This window comes from methanotrophic endosymbiont of Bathymodiolus puteoserpentis (Logatchev) (genome assembly GCF_900128525.1).
Taxonomy (GTDB): Bacteria; Pseudomonadota; Gammaproteobacteria; order Methylococcales; family Methylomonadaceae; genus Methyloprofundus.
The window spans coordinates 59,587-75,472 of sequence record NZ_FQTQ01000206.1; the positions used below are offsets into that span (position 1 = coordinate 59,587).

Annotated in this window: 13 protein-coding genes and 1 pseudogene; 7 read left to right on the forward strand and 7 right to left on the reverse strand. The window is 40.4% G+C overall.

All coding sequences use genetic code 11. The features are described 5' to 3' along the window. Positions 1-172 precede the first annotated feature (172 nt). The 3 genes from tnpA to tnpC all read left to right on the forward strand — a co-directional run bounded on the left by tnpA (position 173) and on the right by tnpC (position 2,586). A complete protein-coding gene (gene tnpA / locus BQ7314_RS15280; protein ID WP_174484550.1) occupies positions 173-526 on the forward strand; it encodes an IS66 family insertion sequence element accessory protein TnpA in 354 nt (117 codons plus the stop codon). After that, positions 520-876, forward strand: a complete 357-nt coding sequence (tnpB, locus tag BQ7314_RS15285; RefSeq protein ID WP_174484551.1) for an IS66 family insertion sequence element accessory protein TnpB — start codon at positions 520-522, stop codon at positions 874-876. The genes tnpA and tnpB overlap by 7 nt, the downstream gene beginning before the upstream one ends. A gap of 153 nt (positions 877-1,029) precedes the next feature. Then, complete coding sequence (gene tnpC, locus BQ7314_RS15290; protein WP_174484552.1) at positions 1,030-2,586, forward strand: IS66 family transposase; 1,557 nt, start codon at positions 1,030-1,032, stop codon at positions 2,584-2,586. Between the two features lie 121 nt (positions 2,587-2,707). On the opposite strand, the gene BQ7314_RS15295 is transcribed toward tnpC, so the two are convergent. Further along, entirely contained in the window at positions 2,708-3,424 is a 717-nt protein-coding gene (locus BQ7314_RS15295) for a YebC/PmpR family DNA-binding transcriptional regulator (protein ID WP_174484553.1), read from the reverse strand. 793 nt (positions 3,425-4,217) lie between these two features. Here BQ7314_RS15295 and sucA point away from each other — a divergent pair. The 4 genes and pseudogenes from sucA to BQ7314_RS15315 form a co-directional block, all read left to right on the forward strand. Continuing rightward, positions 4,218-5,339 (forward strand): annotated as a pseudogene (sucA, locus tag BQ7314_RS15300) (2-oxoglutarate dehydrogenase E1 component); the annotation flags it as partial. Between the two features lie 9 nt (positions 5,340-5,348). Continuing rightward, a complete protein-coding gene (gene odhB, locus BQ7314_RS15305; RefSeq protein WP_174484554.1) occupies positions 5,349-6,590 on the forward strand; it encodes a 2-oxoglutarate dehydrogenase complex dihydrolipoyllysine-residue succinyltransferase in 1,242 nt (413 codons plus the stop codon). A gap of 13 nt (positions 6,591-6,603) precedes the next feature. Beyond that, a complete protein-coding gene (gene lpdA, locus BQ7314_RS15310) occupies positions 6,604-8,043 on the forward strand; it encodes a dihydrolipoyl dehydrogenase (RefSeq protein WP_174484555.1) in 1,440 nt (479 codons plus the stop codon). Between the two features lie 18 nt (positions 8,044-8,061). Beyond that, a complete protein-coding gene (locus BQ7314_RS15315) occupies positions 8,062-8,844 on the forward strand; it encodes an elongation factor-1 alpha (protein WP_174484556.1) in 783 nt (260 codons plus the stop codon). Positions 8,845-8,907: 63 nt separating this feature from the next. Here the strand turns inward: BQ7314_RS15315 and BQ7314_RS15320 are convergent, their stop codons facing one another. From BQ7314_RS15320 to ribBA, 6 genes are all read right to left on the reverse strand, one after another. Further along, positions 8,908-9,417, reverse strand: a complete 510-nt coding sequence (locus BQ7314_RS15320; RefSeq protein ID WP_174484557.1) for a hypothetical protein — start codon at positions 9,415-9,417, stop codon at positions 8,908-8,910. Between the two features lie 38 nt (positions 9,418-9,455). Then, entirely contained in the window at positions 9,456-12,155 is a 2,700-nt protein-coding gene (locus BQ7314_RS15325) for a DNA translocase FtsK (protein ID WP_245395026.1), read from the reverse strand. Between the two features lie 48 nt (positions 12,156-12,203). After that, entirely contained in the window at positions 12,204-13,658 is a 1,455-nt protein-coding gene (locus tag BQ7314_RS15330; RefSeq protein ID WP_174484558.1) for a phosphomannomutase, read from the reverse strand. A gap of 139 nt (positions 13,659-13,797) precedes the next feature. After that, the gene (gene nusB, locus BQ7314_RS15335; protein ID WP_174484559.1) at positions 13,798-14,235 is read right to left on the reverse strand and encodes a transcription antitermination factor NusB; all 438 of its coding nucleotides are present in this window, start codon (positions 14,233-14,235) and stop codon (positions 13,798-13,800) included. Further along, positions 14,235-14,711 carry a 6,7-dimethyl-8-ribityllumazine synthase gene (ribH, locus tag BQ7314_RS15340; RefSeq protein WP_174484560.1) on the reverse strand — a complete coding sequence of 159 codons (477 nt, stop codon included), beginning with the start codon at positions 14,709-14,711 and terminating at the stop codon, positions 14,235-14,237. The genes nusB and ribH overlap by 1 nt, the downstream gene beginning before the upstream one ends. 69 nt (positions 14,712-14,780) lie before the next feature. Continuing rightward, on the reverse strand, positions 14,781-15,884 hold the full coding sequence (ribBA, locus tag BQ7314_RS15345) for a bifunctional 3,4-dihydroxy-2-butanone-4-phosphate synthase/GTP cyclohydrolase II (RefSeq protein WP_174484561.1): 1,104 nt from the start codon (positions 15,882-15,884) through the stop codon (positions 14,781-14,783). Between the last annotated feature and the right edge of the window lie 2 nt (positions 15,885-15,886).

Below are 15,886 nucleotides of genomic sequence, written 5' to 3' on the forward strand. Positions count from 1 at the left end.
AAAGTAATTGTAGGGTATAGAAAATTATGCTTACTACTTTAAGCCAGTACATATTTATGTAGGGTATGCACCCACCGCATACCTTATAAACGTAAGCGTCAATTAAACCACACATTCTAAACCGCCTAAAATAAGTGCAAACTAAGCTTTTCATTTCAAAATGGGAGGCTATATGCACCAATACCAAGATCACACACTTATCCAAGAGCATATCGCAAACTGGAAAGCGAGCGGATTAACTCAGGTGGCTTATTGTCAGCAGCACGCTATCAAGCCGCATATTTTCAGCTATTATAAAAAGAAGTTTTCTGCTGCACCGGCTGCTGCCAAAAAGGATAAGCTGATGCCGGATAAGCTGATGCCGGTTAAATTGATCCCTGAGGGGGTTGCTACGCTAAGCACATCCCCTGTTGTCCCCCTCATTAAAATCAGTCATGCCAATGGCTTTAGCCTGGAAATTTCGCTAAATTCAGAGATGTCTTCCTTAAAACCCGTGCTTGAGCTAGTGGGCTCCATTGCATGTTAGTGGGGCTTTCTGTTCATCAGGTGTATCTGGCAACGGGCTTTACCGATATGCGTAAATCCATTAATGGTCTGTCTTTAATTGTTTCCGAACAGCTTGGACAGGATCCTTTTGCCGGTAGTGTTTTTGTTTTTTGTAATCGCTCTCGCGATAAGCTTAAAATCCTGTATTGGGAGTGTAATGGATTTTGGTTGTATTATCGGCGCTTGGATAAGGGCAAGTTTCATTGGCCGATGGATGCGAGTGCTTCACCCTTATCTTTAACGCCGCGTGAGTTACAGTGGCTATTGGCAGGATTGGCGTATCAAAACGTGCAGGCACATCAGCCGGTTGTGGGCTTGCAAAACAATTAAGAGGTGATTTTGGCGTGCAGTTAAGCGGCCTTAATCCGGTGTGTTAAGGGCCGCTTAAATCGGACTGAAAATACGCAATAACCTGCTTATTTTATTACGCTAAAACTCAGTAAGTACGTGTGTTACAGCGGTTTTTTAGGTATAATAGTAACTATGAAATCAACGGCAAACACACTCCCTTATGAGACCGAAAACCTGCAAAAACAGTTGCTGGATTCTCGGTCAACGATTGTTCAGTTACAGGAAAAAATCCGTTGGTATGAAGAGCAGTTTCGCTTATTAAAACAAAAACGCTTTGGCGCTTCGAGTGAAAAAAATCCTGATCAAATGCAGTTGTTTAATGAAGCAGAATCGATTCTTGATAGTTTAAAGCCAGAAGAACAAGGTGAACAGGAAGAAACGGTCAGCTACACACGCAAAAAGCCAGGCCGTAAAGCGTTATCACCGGATATCCCACGTGAAGTGGTGCGTTATGAATTACCTGAGGCGGAACAAGTGTGTGCCTGTGGTCATGCTTTACATGAAGCCGGTGAAGATAAATCGGAGCAGCTGGAAATCATTCCAGCAACCCTTAAAGTCATTGAGCATGTGCAGGTAAAATACGCCTGCCGTGCTTGTGAAACGGGCATGACCAGTGCGCCAAAGCCCGCCCAACCGATTCCACGCAGTTTCGCCTCCGCGAGCCTACTGGCGTATATCATCGTGGCAAAATTTATGGATAGTTTACCGCTGTACCGCCAAGAAACTATTTTTAAACGCTTAAGTATCGATCTATCACGCGCAACACTATCAAACTGGATGTTAAAGTCCGCTGAGTTGCTGGAGCCCTTTTATGACCGACTGCATTTTTATCTCATTCAGCAGAAAATTGTGCAAGCCGATGAAACGACCCTGAATGTTATTCAGGATGGTCGAGAGACAAAATCTAAATCCTATCTGTGGCTGTACCAGAGTGGCGGCCATGATAACCAGCGCCCGGTTGTTTTGTATGACTACCAAGCCACGCGCGCAGGCACGCATGCGGCTAATTTCTTGCAGGGTTTTTCCGGCCATCTGCAAGTCGATGGTTATGCGGGGTATCATGCGCTGGCCTCCGAGCATTGTATTCTCGTCGGTTGTATGGCACATGCCCGACGTAAATTCGATGAAGCGTTAAAAGTACTGCCTAAAGCCAGTCGACAAAATAAACACGGACTGACTCAAACGGCTTTGCGCAAATTTGCACGACTGTATGCGATTGAAAAACAGATCAAAGCGTTGAGCACCGAGCAACGCTATGTCATCCGTCAGGAAAAAAGTAAACCGCTGATGTTGGAATTAAAGCAATGGTGCGAGGCTAATGTCACTAAAACCGCAAAAGAAGCCGCGATAGGTAAAGCCATTCGCTATACGCTCAATCAATGGGATTACTTAGTTCGTTATCTTGAAGACGGCAACTTGCAAATTGATAATAATGCCGCAGAACGACACATCAAACCGTTTGTTATTGGGCGCAAAAACTGGCTCTTTAATCAAACACCACGGGGCGCCAAAACCAGTGCATTGTTGTATAGTTTAGTGCAAACCGCTGTTGCTAATAACTTAGAGCCTTTTGCTTATATCAAATATCTGCTGACTGAATTGCCTAAACTGGGGCGACATTATGAACCAGAAGCATTAGATCAGTTTTTACCCTGGGTAATGACTGAAAAAATTCCGCCTTTAAAGTAAATGGAATGGTTTGGCTAGGTGGGTTTAATTGACGGTTACTTATAAACTGTATTCAAGCAGCGAAAACAGGCGCATAGCAAGCAAGTTACAAAACTGTTTCCACTGATGTTAGCAAAACACTTTAATATTCCACATCGTAGTAGATATTTTGTACATCATCCAAATCGTTAAGCATATCTAAAAATTTTTCAAACATTTCTAAATCTTCGCCGCTGATAGGTTTTGTGATTTGTGGTAAAAATTGAACCTCATCTATTTCAAAGTCAATTTCTCCCAAAGTGTCAATTAGCGCTTGTTTCGCTTTAAAATATTCAGCTTGAGGTGCGAATACAGTAATTTTTCCACCTTCACTTTCAATGTCAGAAACATCAATATCAGCCATTAGTAATGCCTCGAGAATGGCCTCTTCATCATCATGTGTAAATGAGAAAATGGCCGAATGGTCAAACATATGGCTAGCAACGCCTTGAGTACCAATTTTACATTTTGATTTAGTAAAACACTGGCGCACATCCCCAAAAGTACGATTAGGGTTGTCAGTCAGACATTCGATAATGACCATACTATTACCAGGACCAAAACCTTCATAGCGAGCAGGAGCATAATCTTCTCCACCGCCACCTTTAGCTTTGTCTATCGCTTTCTCAATAACATGGCTAGGTACTTGATCTTTTTTAGCACGCTCAATCAAGCCGCGTAATGCTAAGTTGCCATCCGGATCAAATCCGCCAGATTTGGCGCAAACATAAATTTCACGGCCATATTTACTATAGACTTTTGCTTTGGCATCTGATGTCTTTGCCATAGATTCTTTACGGTTTGCGTAGGCTCTACCCATGAGTTTGTTTCTCCACTAATGATGATGGTGTAATTCGATGAATTTTACAGGGAAATATTTTTTGATAAAATTATTAAAAATGACAGTTAAGGAATTCTAGTTTTTTGAGCAAAAAAAATGATAGGTACAAAAAAAGCCAGTCCATGCTGGCTTTATTTTAATAACTTCTAACGGGTGAGAGCCGTAATCATAAAGCCTTATTTAACAGGTCTTGTGATTATTGTAATTACTGAAAAAGTTATTACATTACTTTCAATGTGCTTATATTAATGCAGGCACTAAAAAAATCCCCCCCCAGCCCAAATAATTGCACTGTCGTCGGGTGATTATACGAATTTAACGATCATTAATCCACATAAAAAGCTTTACTACCTATTTTGCACTTCGCATGTTGCTACACTACGGTTTGACATTAATAATTAGTGGAGCGGAGGTATGAATTAAATCCTCCTAAATTATTAAACAATACTAATTGGCAGCTACGTTTGCATGTGGAAGGTGAGTTACTGGGTAAAATCCGATTGAGTGTGAATAAAGGCCCGACTTTTGGTTATGACCGATTTAAAAAAGAGATTGAAAAATTAATGGGCAGAAGGCTGAAAACCAAGAAAGTTGGGTGACCTACTAGGTGATGAAAGAAAATAGATGATATTTAAAGTGCATCTGGCTCTAATTATTTCTAATAAGTAAACCCCCAGCTTTGCTGGGGGACTCATAAAGTTTGACAATTACGGGAATCATCGTGATAAAGTAAATGGAATGGTTTGGCTAGGTGGGTTTAATTGACGGTTACTTACCTCCAGAATTTGAGCTGCATCCGCGCGTCTCTAAAATCATGGATAATCGACGTAAAATGGCAGCTGGAGCAACGCCTTTAGACTGGGGTTTTGCAGAGAATATGGCTTATGCTACTTTATTGATGGATAAGAAGAATGTACGTTTAGTCGGCCAGGATGTTGGCCGTGGTACTTTTTTTCATAGGCATATTATTTTGCACAACCAAATCAATGGTGACTCCTATATCCCTATCAAGCATTTGGATATAGATCAAGGTCGGGTACAAGTTTTTGATTCTATTTTATCTGAAGCAGGTGTCTTAGGATTTGAATATGGTTATAGTTCAACCGTTCCTGAAACACTCGTCATCTGGGAAGCACAATTTGGTGATTTTGCCAATGGTGCTCAAGTCGTTATCGATCAATTTATTAGCTCAGGCGAAAGTAAATGGGGACGTTTATCTGGTTTAGTCATGCTTTTACCACATGGGCTTGAAGGCCAAGGACCAGAACACTCATCAGCACGATTAGAACGATATTTACAACTAAGCGCCGATCAAAATATGCAAGTTTGCGTCCCTTCAACACCAGCACAAATTTTTCACTTATTACGTAGGCAAGCATTACGCACTTATCGTAAACCACTTATCGTTATGTCGCCCAAAAGCTTATTACGCCATAAGCATGCAGTTTCCACCTTAGAAGACTTGGTTGATGGGCACTTTAAGACAATTATTTCAGAAACAAATGTCTCAATCATTGCAGAAAAAGTAACTCGCTTAGTCTTATGTTCAGGCAAAGTTTATTATGATTTAATCGAAGCACGTGAACATAATAACCCTAATAATGTTGCTATTATTCGAATCGAACAACTTTACCCATTCCCAACGGCTAACTTTCAAGCAGAGTTTACAAAATATCCCAATCTCACGACTTTAGTTTGGTGTCAGGAAGAGGCTCAAAATCAAGGTGCTTGGTATCAATCGAGACATAATTTCACCCAATTTAAACCAGAACATATTGAGTTAACATACTGTGGTCGTCCTGCTTCATCTTCCCCTGCCGTTGGCAGTTTAGCCAAACATTTAGAACAACAAAAAGAAGTTGTAGAAAAAGCCTTATATGGCCACTCAGCCTAGGAAAATAATATGAGCATAGAAATACGCGTTCCTACTTTACCTGAATCTGTTGCTGATGCGACTCTCATCAGTTGGCATAAAGCAGTAGGAGATTTTATTCAAAAAGATGAAAACCTCGTTGACTTGGAAACTGATAAAGTAGTACTCGAAGTCCCCGCCCCTGAATCTGGCATACTAACTGAAATTATTAGCCAAGATGGCAGCACAGTAACGAGTGGCGACTTGCTGGCTATATTTACTGTGCAAGCAAGCCCAAGTACTAATAGCACTGAAAAAAGCCCCCCCACACAACAAGAACCTACTCACGTTAACGCAGAAATCCCACTAAGTCCTGCGGTAAGACGTATCATTTTTGAAAACAACCTTGACCCAAGTCTTATCAAAGGCACCGGTAAAGGTGGGCGAATTACAAAAGCGGATGTTCAAGATTATTTAGCTAATAACACTCAAGAGTCAACACCGTCAGTAACAGTAGATATGCCCAAAGCAGTCATTACTCAACCGGCAGTTTCCACTAAAGAGGAAGGTAGAGCTGTTAGTAACAATAGCCCTCGCCCCGAGCAACGCGTACCAATGACACGGTTACGTGCCAAAGTAGCTGAGCGTTTATTACAGGCACAACAAAACGCTGCCATGCTGACGACGTTTAACGAAGTCAATATGCAAAATGTCATAGACTTACGTAAACAATATCAGGATCGATTTACTGCAAAACACAATGTTAAATTAGGCTTTATGTCTTTTTTTATCAAAGCCTCAATAGAAGCACTTAAACACTTCCCTGCCATCAATGCCTCTATCGATGGTGAAGATATTATTTATCATGGCTATTACGATGTCGGCATTGCTGTTGCTTCACCACGCGGTTTAATTGTCCCTGTTTTACGTGATGCTGACCAACTCGACTTTGCCGGCATTGAAAAAAATATTGTTGATTTTAGTACCAAAGCTAAAGCTGGAACCCTGACTTATGATGAATTAAATGGGGGGACTTTTACCATTACTAATGGTGGTATTTTCGGCTCCATGCTGTCTACTCCTATTCTTAACCCGCCGCAGTGCGCAATTTTAGGTATGCATGCGATTACTGAGCGCGCTGTGGTAGAAAAAGGAGAAATTGTTATTCGCCCCATTATGTATTTAGCTCTCTCCTACGATCATCGCTTAGTCGATGGGCGTGATGCAGTACAATTTCTCGTGGCAATCAAGGAAGGCTTAGAATCCCCCGCGCATTTATTACTCAATATTTAATGAGGATAGCCTTATGTCAAATACAAAAAATGATTATGATGTCATTGTTATAGGTGCGGGACCTGCGGGTTATGTTGCAGCAACCCGTGCGGTACAGTTAGGTTTAAAAACAGCGTGCATTGATAACTTAGCTAATAAAAAAAAGCAGCATTGCTTAGGGGGTAACTATGTAAATAGCGGCTGTATTTCTGCCGTTGCCTTATTAGAATCTGCCAAATTATTTCATAAACTAAATCATAATATTGCTGATCATGGTATTAGTGCAAGTAACATTCAAGCTGATATTCCACGCATGCAACAACGTAAAGAAGCCATTGTTAATGCTTTAAATCAGCAGATTGAAAAGATTTTTATCGACAATAAAGTAGAGTCTATTTATGCGCATGCGCAATTAATCAACCCGAATCGAGTAGAAATCACACCTATTAACGGGGGTATACCTCAAGTTATTACAGCGAATAAAATAATTCTTGCCGCAGGTTCTAGCTCCACACAACTCAGTTTTGCACCAATAGATAATAAATTAATTATTGACCATCAAAGCGCATTAAATTTATCAAGCATACCTAAAACGCTAGGCATTATCGGCGCAGGCGCCATAGGCATAGGCTTAGCTGGCATTTGGAATAAACTGGGGGCAAAAGTTATCCTATTTGAAGCCCAAGATTCCTTTATGAGCATGGCCGACCATGAAATAGCAGATGAAGCATTTAAACTTTATACTCAGCAGGGGCTAGATATACGCTTAGCTTCTCGCGTTATTTCCACGCGCATCATTGAACAAGAAGTCATTGTAGAATATGAAGACAAACAAGGCCGCCATCAGTGTTCCTTTGATAAGTTAGTTGTGGCTTCAGGGCGCAAACCGAATACAGAAATATTAATTGCCCCCTCAGCTGATTTATTGTTAGATGAAGAAGGTTTTGTGCTCGTTGATAACAATTGTTGTTCAACATTACCGGGAGTTTATGCCATAGGTGATTTAACTTTATCTGGCCCGATGTTAGCGCACAAAGGTATTGAAGAAGGGATTTTCGTCGCAGAGCATATTGCTGGCCAGCACTCCCCTATTAATTATCATACCATTCCAAATGTTATCTATACGGATCCTGAAATTGCTTGGGTAGGGCAATCAGAACAAGATTTACTTGCTATAGGTGAAAATATAAAAATCAGTAGCTTCCCTTTTAGTGCCACAAGCCGCGCACAAATTATGGGTCGTACAGAGGGGATGGTAAAAGTCATTATGCACGCTGAAACTGAACTTATTTTAGGTGTACATATTATCGGCCATCTCGCTTCCGAACTGATTGCCGAAGCCGTGTTAGCAATGGAGTTCTCAGCCACAGCGGAAGATTTAGCACGCACTATACACGCACACCCAACTTTATCGGAAGCAATGCACGAAAGCGCCCTAGAATTAAATGCTCGATCTTTACATCTAACTATTTAAACCACGTATTGCCAAGCTATGAATAAAACCTCTACAGAAAGACCCGTACATCCTCTTAACCTTGGTAATATAGCTACACCGTTTAAACTGCTATTTACTGGTTATTTATCGGCTGTTGCCATAGGGTACATTATGGCTCTTATTCAGATATTATTTACGCATGGTATGGCGGATGGCAAAATAGGCCTATCAATAGAAGATATTGTTTACAGCTATTATGGTAATCGTTCAGGTACCGTTTTAGAAAAAAAACTAAATGGCTCAATGAAAATGAATGCCTCAGAGACTGACCGATTTAAAATTATCCAATGGGTACGTGATGATGCTCCAAAGGCAGAATTTGAACAAGAGATAAAACCTATTATCGAACAAGATTGCATTATGTGCCATAACGAACATGCAAGTTCTTTACCTAATTTCAAAGACTTTGCAGCTATCAAAAAACTAACGGTGCAGGATCATGGTATTTCATATGCTTCTTTAACGCGTATATCGCATATCCATCTTTTTGGTATCAGTTTTATTTTTATGTTTGTAGGTGGAATTTTTGCTTTAACAACCATAAACCATCATAAATCAATTAAATATGCAGCCATTATCATGCCATTCTTATTTTTACTGATGGATATTTCATCATGGTGGTTAACAAAGCTTAGTCCTCACTTTGCTTGGCTAGTCATTATAGGCGGAGCAGGATTAGGCATTTCATTTGCTTATATGTGGATGACATCAATATATCAAATGTGGTTTTTATCTAGAAAACTAGGCCATAGCGACCGTAGAAATGCGATGTTTAGGTAATGAAAGGAAAGTAATCAAGACCTGCGCTAGGTAACACAATGCACAAACGATGCACTCTATTCCTTATATACCTATTGCTAATAAAAGCCCCAAAGACCCTAAATAAGTTAATAGGAAATAAAGAATAGACAAGCTCGTACTTATTTGCCAACTAAATTCAAACAACTCTTTCAAAAGGTAAGCAATAATCGCTAGAGACCAAAAAACCAAAAAACCAGCAATATAAATAGGATAGGTTTCCACGGCTGAGCCTTTAGCAAAAATAAACCAAAAAGCTAAAGGCAGGCCTAAAACATAAATAAAATTTTCACAAACTAATATAGCCGTTAAAAATCGCTCAAAATTGTAAAACCCTTCATCTTTTTTAAGCACAATAACAGACATAAAAATCAGCGTAATCAATATTTCAAGAAAAACCTGTAAAAAAGCTTCAATAGGATCACTGATATTCGCTTGAATAAATAAGCCAAATAATAAGTATAAGCTTATGTTAATCCATAAAAACTTCCTATCAACTGGTAAATCATGTGGTTCACCTTTGAACCAACAAAGCTGTATATAATCTTTTAACATATGTTTTTATTCACTATTCTTTAAAAATTTAAAAATTATTAATCTTTATTCAAAACCCTTCGGCTACCATTACCTTCAGGTTCACTGATAATATTTTCCTCTTCCATTTGATCAATCATTCTAGCTGCGCGATTATAACCCACTTTAAATCGCCGTTGTACACTAGAAATAGAAGCTTTCCCAGAATCCATAACAAAGCTTACAGCATCAGCATATAAAGCATCTACTTCATCACCTGCGGCCTCATGATTACTTGTGGTCTCTACGGATTCATCTTTAGTGATTTCATCCAGGTAGTTTGCCCCCCCCAAAGATTTCAAGAAATCAACCACAGCATGTACTTCATGATCATCAACAAAAGCCCCATGAGAACGAGTCGGTACACTGGTACCTGAGGGTAAATAAAGCATATCACCATTCCCTAGCAGAGCTTCTGCCCCTCCTTGATCTAAAATAGTACGCGAATCTATGCGTGATGAAACCTGAAATGAAATACGCGTCGGCACATTGGCTTTAATTAAACCGGTTAAGACATCAACGGAAGGGCGCTGAGTTGCTAAAATCAAATGAATTCCTGCCGCACGTGCTTTTTGAGCCAAGCGTGCAATTAATTCCTCAACTTTTTTACCGACGATCATCATCATATCCGCTAATTCGTCAATAATAATAACGATACTTGGCAGGGTTGATAGTACTGGGAAGGTTTGCCCTTCTTCCAAAGGGTCAACTAATTGATATAAAGGGTCACGAATCGTTTCCCCCTTTGCTGCCGCCTCTTCAATCTTCTGATTAAACCCAGCTAGATTCCTAACGCCTACTTTCGCCATTAATTTATACCGACGCTCCATTTCCGCTACCGCCCAGCGTAAAGCATTTTGCGCCTCTTTCATATCCGTTACTACTGGCGTTAATAAATGTGGAATCCCCTCGTAAATAGACAGCTCTAACATCTTTGGGTCAACCATAATCATACGCACTTGCTCAGGCGTTGCCTTAAATAACATGCTTAAGATCATTGTATTAATCGCCACCGATTTACCTGAGCCAGTCGTCCCAGCCACCAATAAATGCGGCATTTTCGCCAAATCAGCAACCACAGCATCGCCTGAAACATCCTTACCTAAAGCCAGAGTTAAGGGGGATTTAGCCTGCTGAAATTCTTCTGAACTTAGGATTTCACGGAAAGAAACTAATTCTCTCTCTTGATTAGGGATTTCTAAGCCAATAAAAGGCGTACCTTCAATAATTTCTACGACCCGAACACTGGTTACAAGCATAGCGCGTGCTAAATCTTTTGCTAACCCGGTCACTCGACTCACTTTAATGCCCGGTGCTAAAGAAAGCTCAAAACGGGTAATAATAGGCCCTGGATAGGCACCAACGACTTCTACTGAAATTTTATAGTCGAGTAGTACCCGCTCCACTGAGTCTGACATTTCTTCGAGTTCATCTTTTGTATAGGAATGAATAGATTGCTGATGTTCATCTAATAACTCAAGATCCGGTAAAATATATTGGGGCTTATTAAAATCAGGCTTGGCAGCATTATTGGCGAAACTAGCAATCAAGCGCGCAGCTTCTTGTTTAGCTAAAGTATTTTTATTCTCTATACTCTCGGTTGCAAGATGTGTTGCAGTAGCCATAATTTCAGCAATAGAACGCTTTGGCTGCGCTTTAGTTATTTCATTTTCTATAGACTCCACATCTTCAGCTAATGGTTTATCTGGTGTTTGATTCGCTGGCGTATATGTCGATAGGTTTGCCATAATTTCAGCGATTGAAGGGCTTAACTCTGGTTTATTATCATGAGCCATGTTCTCAGCTAAAGAAATATCCTCTTCTTGTTCCTCTTCTGTAGCTTCAGTGTTTTCAAGCCCCGACCTATCAAATAACGCTTCAGCATCAGCCATAGGGACATTAACCAGTGGAGCCATATCTGCAGCCTCGCCCTGCTTATCTTGGAAAAACGACTTCAAATCACTATCAAAGTCGATCACTTCCGGAGTATCACTGAAATTAGTCGTTTCTCTTGCTTGCTTTTCAGTAGAAATTTTCGTCTCAGAATGAAGGTTGTCAGTTACAAGAGAGCTATCTACCTCTTTAACACTATCTTCCTGTTGATCCATTTGGTTTTTATTAGTCGCAGGATCAGCAGAATCCATAGCGATAGGGTTTTGCTGTTCTTCCGCTAGGGGATCTTGGGAATGAACCGGTTCAAAATTGAACACACGTTCATTATTTAAATCTTCTGCTAGCATAGCCTCAGAAAAAACAGGTTCAACTATTTCACTGGCAGTGCTTTTTATTACCGGCTTAACACGAGAAAACTTCTCTTGCCCCCCCTTTGTCTTTTTGGTGCCCTTACTAGGTCTATCAACGTGGCGATTTGTTTTTTTGACTTCTATACCGAACCAGCCTTGAACCGTTACATAAAGCCAATCTAAGCCCATTAAGGTATATTTACCAACCGCTTCAACACCTCTCAAACAAGAAATTCCAGCATATTTCTCCAGTGCTACCAGTACAGCAAAGACACTAACACAAGGAATCATTATTAAAGTAAGAACAGCAAAAATATCAGCAAGTTCTACCTCTTCAGCACTGCTACCTGCCGTTTGAACCAGTAAGACCAGCCCAACTAACACCAGCAATATAAGCCCAACGGCCATAATGCCACGCCAAGGCAATGTAGAAAAAAAGGAAAAGTAATTTTTAGGTGGAGTTATCTTTCTATTCACTGAGAATCACTATAAATTGAATTAAAAGGGTGTAAGAGTTTATATAATCTAAGGCTTCCACTCATGCATTTGTTTTATACATAGCTGATTTAATGCTTCCGCACGACTATCGCTATCAGCTTCAGTATAACAGCGTAATTCAGGCGCATTACCTGAACCTCGAAAATGCACTACCTCATCATTAGCTAAAGTGATACGTACGCCATCGGTGTAATCAAAAGCAACGGCTCGCTCTATTTTTCCCGCAAATAATTGTGTTAGCACAGCAGCATCTTGGGTCAATTCGCCAGTTTGCATTTGCCCTAAAATAGACTGGCTTAATTTACTTGGAAAATTTTTAATGCGGTCACTATAAGTAAATCGTGGTGGCAAGGTTTTCAGCAATGCCGAAATTGAGCACCCTAGTTGTTTCGCTTGCAACAATAAACATAACGGCACAATCACCGCATCGCGTGTTGGTAAAGCAGCGAGTGTTTTGTTATTTAATTGAATGGGGGTATTTTGTAAAAAGCCACCATTCGCTTCATAACCCACTACACTGGTTTGACTGGTCATCGCTTGCATAGCAGAAATAACAAAAGGGGAGCCTATTTTAGTACGCTTTACCAGTGCAAATTGAGCGCACTTTTCGACAGCGCTATTACTACTAACGGGGGTTACTACTGCCTCTGCTTGTAAAAAACGTGCAACTAAAATACCGGCAATATCACCGCGTAACCATTCGCCATGTTCGTCACTGACTAAAGGTCTATCGGCATCGCCATCGGTGGAAATAATACAATCAAGGCCAAACTCAGCCGACCATTGCTTAGCTAAAATGACATCTTCTGGACGAATGGCTTCGGTATCGACGGAAATAAAGGTATCAGAACGCCCTAAAGAGATGACTTCAGCACCTAATTCTGACAAAATCTTTGGTAAGAGATCACGGGCAACTGAAGAGTGCTGATAAACGCCTAATTTTAAGCCTGCCAAGCTATTTTCAGGGAAAAAGTCTAAATAGCGCGCAATATATTGTTGTTCTGCAGTCGTATTAACCGCCGGTAAATAATCACTCGCTAACAAGCTTTCTTTACCATCAAATAAAGCATCATTGAGTACTGGATTTTGAGCCAAAATTCCTTGCTCATCGTCTTTTAGTACTTCACCGTCAGGTTTGTTAAATTTAATACCATTACGATCTTCAGGAATATGACTACCCGTCACCATTACGGTCGCAATCTTATGCGCAATACCATACAGCGCTATAGCAGGCGTAGGTAAAAGACCGCAATTAACCACTGTATAACCGGCATCAACCACAGCAGCAGCAACCGCATTCATAATGCGTGGTGTACTCTTGCGTAAATCGCCACCGACACCCACTGCTTGCCCAACCTGAATAGCATCAATAGACTGTAAATAATGTAAAAAAGACAAAGTATAGGCATAACAGACTTTATCTGTCATATCACTGACTAAGCCACGAATACCGCTAGTACCAAACTTAACTTTATTTTTCATTTGCTTTCTTTTTCAAGTTTAGAGTTGCTAGGAAATAAAAACTGTAGGGCGTAGCTTTAGCCCGCTAAGCCACCTACTCTAAAGGCGGGCTGAAACCACGCCCTACAGATGTTTACAAACAAACATTGGGTTATTTTCCCTAACTTTTCTTTAGCTTTGCTTCAATTTCTAGCTTACGCTGAATTTGTGCAACTTTATCCAATACGCCATTGACATAGCGATGACTACCATCCGCACCAAAGTATTTTGCTAATTCCACACCTTCATTAATAATGACGCGATAAGGTGTTTCTGGCTTATGCAACAACTCATACACACCAATTCTTAAAATAGCGCGCTCTACCGGATCTATATCGTTTACTGCACGATCAATAAAATCTTTCATGGCAAAATCGATTTTATCCAGATCCTTAGGAATACCATGAAATAAATCCGTAAAATAACTTTTTTGCGCATTTTTTAAGCGTTGATCTTCAGCGAATTGACGCGCAATCGTGCTTAAATCTGTGCCAGTCATTTGCCATTGATACAAAGCTTGTACCGCACATTGTCTCGCTTTTGTTTTTGCAGAACTCATTAAGCGTCCAAATTTTTAAATAAAGTAACCATTTCAATCGCTGATAAGGCAGCTGAAGCACCATTGTTACCCGCCTTAGTCCCCGCACGTTCAATAGCTTGCTCAATACTATCAACCGTTAATACGCCAAAGCTAACGGGAATATCATACTGTAAAGAAATTTGCGCAATACCTTTAACGCACTCACCTGAAACATAATCAAAATGAGGTGTAGCACCCCGAATCACCGCACCGACAGTGATAATGGCATCATATTTCTTACTGGCAGCAATACGCTGCACAACCATAGGTAACTCATACGCACCAGGGGCTTTAACGACAGTAATATCTTCTTTGTTAACCCCATGGCGTACTAAAGCATCGATGGCACCATTTTCTAATTGCTCAACAATAAAGCTATTAAAACGTGACGCAACAATACAATATTTACCGCCTTGTGCTAAAAAATTACCTTCTACTGTTTTTACTGCTGACATAGTTGCCTCTTTTAAATGTATAAACTATAACGTAGAGCGAACTAAAGCCCGCCCTACTATTTGTTAATTTTATTCGCTACTTTCCACTAACTCTAAATTAAACCCAGAAAGCCCAAAATAAGTTTTTTGTTCACCTAAAACAGTGATTTTATGCACGCCTAAATCCGCAAGTATTTGCGAACCCGTTCCCGTCGTGCGCCATTCCCCTGTTTTTTCTGCTACAACAGGGTTAATCACCCCATTATCTTGCAATTGATATTGGTGTACGAGTTCAGCTAATGCTTTATTATTTTCTTCTTGACGAATCAATACCAAAACACCACGACCTTCCTCAGCAATATGCTTCATTGCATCACGCACTGGCATTTTACAGTCACTACGTGTTGAAGAAAAAATATCATCCATTAAATTACGTGCATGCACTCGAACTAAAACCGGTTCATCATTCGCAACATCTCCCATCACAATAGCCAAGTGAATATTGCCATCATTACGATCTTGATAGGCATATAAACGAAAATCACCAAATTCTGTTGGTAAAGCACATTCACTAATTCGCTCTAATGTAGCTTCATTCTTAGTACGATATTGAATCAAATCTGCAATCGTACCGATCTTAAGTTCATGCTCTTTAGCAAAAACTTCAAGATCAGGGCGTCTAGCCATCGAGCCATCTTCATTTAAGACCTCAACAATCACAGATGCAGGCTCTAGCCCAGCTAAACGCGCCAAATCACACCCTGCTTCAGTATGTCCAGCGCGATTTAAGACACCTCCATCACGTGCTCGTAACGGAAAAATATGCCCAGGCTGCACCACATCTTCTGCTTTAGCATCTTTAGCAACGGCACTTAATATCGTTTTTGCACGATCAGCTGCCGATATGCCTGTCGTAACCCCTTCAGCCGCTTCTATAGAAACGGTAAAATTAGTCGCAAAAGCGGCATTATTATCATTCACCATGAGAGGTAAACGTAATTGTTGACAACGTTCGCCTGTTAAAGTTAAACAAATCAAGCCACGGCCATAGCGCGCCATAAAATTAATATCAGCAGCGCGTACTAACCCAGCCGCCATAATTAAATCGCCTTCATTTTCACGGTCTTCATCATCCATGATCACGACCATTTTTCCCTGGCGTATATCTTCAATAATTTCCTCAGTTGTATTCATCT

Bases quoted from the DNA above. Each gene is read 5' to 3' on its own strand.
- BQ7314_RS15320 (WP_174484557.1), bottom strand. From the start codon at position 9,417: ATGTTAAAAGATTATATACAGCTTTGTTGGTTCAAAGGTGAACCACAT.
- nusB (WP_174484559.1), bottom strand. From the start codon at position 14,235: ATGAGTTCTGCAAAAACAAAAGCGAGACAATGTGCGGTACAAGCTTTG.
- tnpA (WP_174484550.1), top strand. From the start codon at position 173: ATGCACCAATACCAAGATCACACACTTATCCAAGAGCATATCGCAAAC.
- tnpB (WP_174484551.1), top strand. From the start codon at position 520: ATGTTAGTGGGGCTTTCTGTTCATCAGGTGTATCTGGCAACGGGCTTT.
- BQ7314_RS15330 (WP_174484558.1), bottom strand. From the start codon at position 13,658: ATGAAAAATAAAGTTAAGTTTGGTACTAGCGGTATTCGTGGCTTAGTC.
- ribBA (WP_174484561.1), bottom strand. From the start codon at position 15,884: ATGAATACAACTGAGGAAATTATTGAAGATATACGCCAGGGAAAAATG.
- odhB (WP_174484554.1), top strand. From the start codon at position 5,349: ATGAGCATAGAAATACGCGTTCCTACTTTACCTGAATCTGTTGCTGAT.
- ribH (WP_174484560.1), bottom strand. From the start codon at position 14,711: ATGTCAGCAGTAAAAACAGTAGAAGGTAATTTTTTAGCACAAGGCGGT.
- BQ7314_RS15315 (WP_174484556.1), top strand. From the start codon at position 8,062: ATGAATAAAACCTCTACAGAAAGACCCGTACATCCTCTTAACCTTGGT.
- lpdA (WP_174484555.1), top strand. From the start codon at position 6,604: ATGTCAAATACAAAAAATGATTATGATGTCATTGTTATAGGTGCGGGA.
- BQ7314_RS15295 (WP_174484553.1), bottom strand. From the start codon at position 3,424: ATGGGTAGAGCCTACGCAAACCGTAAAGAATCTATGGCAAAGACATCA.
- tnpC (WP_174484552.1), top strand. From the start codon at position 1,030: ATGAAATCAACGGCAAACACACTCCCTTATGAGACCGAAAACCTGCAA.